The organism is Microcystis sp. M179S2 (assembly GCF_020245805.1).
In the GTDB taxonomy this organism is placed as follows: Bacteria; Cyanobacteriota; Cyanobacteriia; order Cyanobacteriales; family Microcystaceae; genus Microcystis; species Microcystis aeruginosa.
Window position 1 is genome coordinate 1 of record NZ_JADBUE010000203.1, and the last position, 4,186, is coordinate 4,186.

The following is a 4,186-nucleotide window of genomic DNA, read 5'->3' on the forward strand; positions in this document are numbered from 1 at the left end:
AGAAGTTTGAGCGTAGCCTACTCTTTCTTGTCTTTCATACCAAGCTTGTGTTCGTTCGTGGAGAGCTTTATTGTAAACCAATCTTACACAGCCCAATGTGCGCCGCAATAGCGACTCTTGTTCGGGTGTCGGGTAAAATCGAAACGAATAGGCTTTTTCCATATCCCGCATTCTAGCATATATCGTGTAAATGTGCTAATATTTGACGGTAAAGCCGTCGTAGAACGACGGGGTTTCAGACCCAAAATTTTCGATGACGGTTAACCATATATTAGGGGTTGGCAAAATGCTAACAGTGACGGAACTATCCCCTAATTGTTCGGTTTGCTGGTGTTGGCTGTTGATTTTTTAACTGGTTCTATGGCTATCTACTCATCCCCTCTCAAAATCGGTAACTTAGAAGTGCATAGCCGGGTCTTGCAATCACCTTTATCCGGTGTCACGGATTTAGTTTTTCGGCGCTTGGTGAGACGCTTTGCTCCCGATTCCATGCTCTATACGGAGATGGTCAACGCGACAGAAATCTCCCAGCTGCAAGAGTTACCGCAATTGATGGTTATCGGGGACAAAGAACAACCAATTAGTATGCAGTTATTTGATTGCCGTCCCGATTTTATGGCTGTGGCGGCGGAAAAAGCGGTTAAAGAAGGAGCGATGACCATCGATATTAATATGGGTTGTCCAGTTAATAAAATTACTAAAAAAGGCGGCGGTTCTTCGCTTTTACGACAGCCAGAAATTGCCGGGCAAATTGTTAGGGAAGTGGTGAGAGCGGTATCGGTGCCGGTAACAGTGAAAACTCGCTTGGGATGGAACGCTCAGGAGATTAATATTATCGATTTTGCCCGTCGTTTGGAAGATGCGGGAGCGCAAATGTTGACCCTGCACGCACGCACTAGGGAACAGGGTTATCATGGGCCAGCCGATTGGCAATGGATTAAACGGGTGAAGGAGGTTTTATCGATTCCTGTCATCGCTAATGGCGATATTGTTTCTGTGGAAGCGGCGATTAATTGTTTGGAATTTACCCGGGCCGATGGGGTGATGTGTTCGCGGGGAACCCTCGGTTATCCCTATTTGGTGGGGGAAATCGATTATTACCTCAAAACAGGCAAAAAGTTGCCGAAACCCACCTCTATTGACCTGTTAAGCCTAGCTAAAGAGCATTTACAGGGGCTATGGCTATACAAGGGACAACGCGGTATTTGGCAAGCGCGGAAACATCTGGCTTGGTATTGTCAGGATTTTACTGGTGCGGCGGTTTGGCGCGAGCGGTTTTCGCGGATCGAATCCCTGGGGGAGGGCTGTGATTTAATTGATGGAGCTATTGCCCAATTAAACCTTGAAAACGAGAATATTTACAGATAACGGTGCTACAAGCTGTAGGTTCTTACGAACCTTTTGCTGGTTCCTCAGCATCATCGACAAGGTACATTTACTGCCAAGCCCGCTCACGGGTTTCAGCTTCATGGCGCAATTTGCTTGCCTGCTCCTGACTATCGATAATATCAGGTCGAGAGCCAATAACCCCAACGCTGAGAAGGTAAAATACCCCCATATTTGTCTACATCCGATCGCACTCCCGTCCGTCGCTGTGCCTAGACGTTTTTAGATTATTATCATTTACTTGAATCAATGATCGTGGTGCGTTCCCCAAAATTGATCGCTGCAGCGGTAGGACTTGCATGAGGGAACGCACCCTACCAGATCTGCACTGAGTTCTGTTGTTGCCTTGTTAGGATTAGGAGGATTAGGGTTAGTCTCTAGCCTGACCAAGCGAAAATAGAAATAGTAGGGTGGCCATTGCCCACCTTACCGCTTTTTCGGTCATAATAAATCCGAATTAGGGCGAACTGTAGTAAAATAGTAAACGAACCTCTTAAGCAGGGTTTATAAGGATGTCCAGACGAGACGATCTACATTTATCATTACGTCATACTTTAGAAAAAGAAGGTTGGAAAATCACTGATGATCCTTTAATTCTAACCTTAGAAAAAACCTTGCTTAAAGCTGATTTAGGAGCAGAAAAGTTTTTTGCTGCGGAAAAAGAAGATCGTAAAATTGCTGTAGAAATCAAAGACTTTGATACGCCTTCAGTTATCAGTGAATTAGAAAAAACAATAGGACAACTTCAATTATACCAATGGGCTTTAGATTCACAAGAACCTGAAAGAAAACTTTTTTTGGGCATTAGTGAAGCGGTTTATTTAAAACACTTCAAAAAAGCTATTTTCCAACTGGTTATTAAACGTAATAGAATCAATTTAATTATTTATAATCCTCAAAAGGAGATAATTGTCGAATGGATAACACAGTAAATTATGCCGATATTCTGACTCAAGTTATCAGAAAAGAATCGGCGATGCAACCTCGATTACAAAACCTTAAAATTACCCCAGTTTGTGATCCAGAATCAGGCCACTTTTTAATAATTATGACTGGTTGGGAAAAAGAAGCATGGATTAATACAATTTTATTTCACGCTCGTTTATTGAAAAATAAAATTGTCATTGAAGATGATAATCTTGAAGAAGGATTAACAACCACTTTAATTCAGGCTGGGATTCCCCCAGAAGATATTATTACTGGACTTTCCCTAGAGTAAGGCAGGCATTACCCACCTTAGCGATATCGCACTGAATGTTAGGAAAAATTATCTAAATGCTTCAATTCGATCTAAATAGACATTAACTAATTTATGTTCAATGACCAAAGCTTCAATCTGTGGCCAAATACGAGCTAAAAACTGATGAAATTCGCGTTTTCGTATATTGCCAAAACGGAGATGTACTACTTTGGGTGGGGAAAAATCTAGCATTAGTCTATCAGAAAAGTCCGCATCTTTCGTAACAATAACCAGTTTTTTATCCTTTGCATATTGCCAAATTTCCGTATCCCTTGGACTTCTACCTAAAACCGAAACATGAACGATCGGTAAAGATGGAGTGAACAGGATTTTAGCTGGTAAATTTTCATCGAAGAAAAAACCATTCATGCAATTTTTCTGACTTCATAGTGATTCGCCATCAATCTTGCTGCAAATTGCATACAGGCATAAATATCTTCTCGATTCAGAGAAGGATATTCTTCAAGGACTTCTTCAATAGAATCCCCTGCTCCCAAAAATTCCATAACTGTTTGCACAGGAATTCGGGTTCCAGCTATAACAGGTCTTCCATTACAAATATCTGGATTGATATGGATACGATTTTCCATTAAGGTTTTGTTACCTCTTTGATGACCTTAAGTAAACTTATTATACCCTTTCATAGTAACAGGTAAGGATGTTGGGTTTCCTTAAAATCGATCGCTGCAGCGGTAGGACCCGCATCAGGGAACGCACCCTACCAGAGCGGCGATCATACTATTCCCAAGTTAGAGTTATACCTTCTAGGTTACATACTCTCTGAATAGTTTCCAGTTTACTTTCAGTCAATTTCCCGAATAGGTGAACTCTCATTTTATGTTTGGGATAATACTGTCCATAACTCTTTATTTGGCCAATCGCTGATTTCCAGCCTTTTGTATTTTTAACTTCAATTATTTCAGTATTAGTTAAGACATCTATTCTACCTACCTTATCAATGTAAACCTCGGTTTTTCCTCCTAATTCTCTAGCCAGTTTGTCCCGATACCAAGCCTCTGTCCCCTTTACAGGAGCATTTATCTCTGGCTCAATAACTATGCCATTAAGCTGATTAATAAAGTCCCGAATTGCTCCTCTTACTAATTTTTGAGCAGCATTGGGGGACTGTCTTTTCCGTGTAGCCATTATTTACTCAGTGAATAATTTAGAGATCCCATACCCAGCTAAACCAATTACTGCTCCTACTGCCGCCGCTACGGGAGCCATTGTAACTGCAACTGCCGTCCCCCCTACTGCTAATCCCATACCTCCAACCAATGCTGATATACCGGCTCCAGCACCCGCACCAATTGCCGCTGCTCCAATTGCCGTTGCGTCTTGTTCTTCTATTGCTTTTTTGGTTCCGTAAACTGCTGTGCCAACCACTGCTCCTGCTGCTGCTACTGGAGCCATACCGACTCCTAGTGGGACTTAAACAAATTTCAAGCCCAAATAAAGCCTAAACTGGCTTTGTAAGCGGCAAACACATCCCGATTCTCGGTCAGCCACTCAAAGAAACGGAAAGACATCGCTGTCCGAAAAGCTTCTAAAGCTTCCACA

Annotated in this window: 9 protein-coding genes; 3 read left to right on the forward strand and 6 right to left on the reverse strand. The window is 42.1% G+C overall.

Going from position 1 to position 4,186, the window contains the following annotated elements:
• The coding region (locus IM500_RS12515; protein ID WP_071824394.1) for a helix-turn-helix domain-containing protein at positions 1-162 on the reverse strand (162 nt) is incomplete at its 3' end.
• A 198-nt stretch (positions 163-360) separates the two neighbouring features.
• Here IM500_RS12515 and dusB point away from each other — a divergent pair.
• Positions 361-1,368 carry a tRNA dihydrouridine synthase DusB gene (gene dusB, locus IM500_RS12520; protein WP_190718210.1) on the forward strand — a complete coding sequence of 336 codons (1,008 nt, stop codon included), beginning with the start codon at positions 361-363 and terminating at the stop codon, positions 1,366-1,368.
• Positions 1,369-1,435: 67 nt separating this feature from the next.
• Here dusB and IM500_RS12525 read toward each other — a convergent pair whose 3' ends face one another.
• Complete coding sequence (locus IM500_RS12525) at positions 1,436-1,558, reverse strand: hypothetical protein (RefSeq protein ID WP_287738568.1); 123 nt, start codon at positions 1,556-1,558, stop codon at positions 1,436-1,438.
• 340 nt (positions 1,559-1,898) lie between these two features.
• Here IM500_RS12525 and IM500_RS12530 point away from each other — a divergent pair, with 340 nt between their 5' ends.
• Together IM500_RS12530 and IM500_RS12535 are read left to right on the forward strand one after the other, a co-directional pair.
• Positions 1,899-2,318 (forward strand): XisH family protein, encoded by a 420-nt coding sequence (locus IM500_RS12530; protein WP_004161549.1) that lies wholly within the window; start codon positions 1,899-1,901, stop codon positions 2,316-2,318.
• Positions 2,303-2,605, forward strand: a complete 303-nt coding sequence (locus IM500_RS12535; RefSeq protein ID WP_190723433.1) for an element excision factor XisI family protein — start codon at positions 2,303-2,305, stop codon at positions 2,603-2,605. Before IM500_RS12530 ends, IM500_RS12535 begins: the two co-directional genes overlap by 16 nt.
• A 48-nt stretch (positions 2,606-2,653) precedes the next feature.
• Here the strand turns inward: IM500_RS12535 and IM500_RS12540 are convergent, their stop codons facing one another.
• From IM500_RS12540 to IM500_RS12555, 4 genes are all read right to left on the reverse strand, one after another.
• The gene (locus IM500_RS12540) at positions 2,654-2,995 is read right to left on the reverse strand and encodes a DUF5615 family PIN-like protein (RefSeq protein ID WP_190723435.1); all 342 of its coding nucleotides are present in this window, start codon (positions 2,993-2,995) and stop codon (positions 2,654-2,656) included.
• A complete protein-coding gene (locus IM500_RS12545) occupies positions 2,992-3,216 on the reverse strand; it encodes a DUF433 domain-containing protein (protein WP_190723437.1) in 225 nt (74 codons plus the stop codon). The genes IM500_RS12540 and IM500_RS12545 overlap by 4 nt, the downstream gene beginning before the upstream one ends.
• A 148-nt stretch (positions 3,217-3,364) precedes the next feature.
• Positions 3,365-3,772, reverse strand: a complete 408-nt coding sequence (locus IM500_RS12550) for a hypothetical protein (protein WP_150977591.1) — start codon at positions 3,770-3,772, stop codon at positions 3,365-3,367.
• 3 nt (positions 3,773-3,775) lie between these two features.
• On the reverse strand, positions 3,776-4,039 hold the full coding sequence (locus IM500_RS12555) for a hypothetical protein (RefSeq protein ID WP_287738571.1): 264 nt from the start codon (positions 4,037-4,039) through the stop codon (positions 3,776-3,778).
• Between the last annotated feature and the right edge of the window lie 147 nt (positions 4,040-4,186).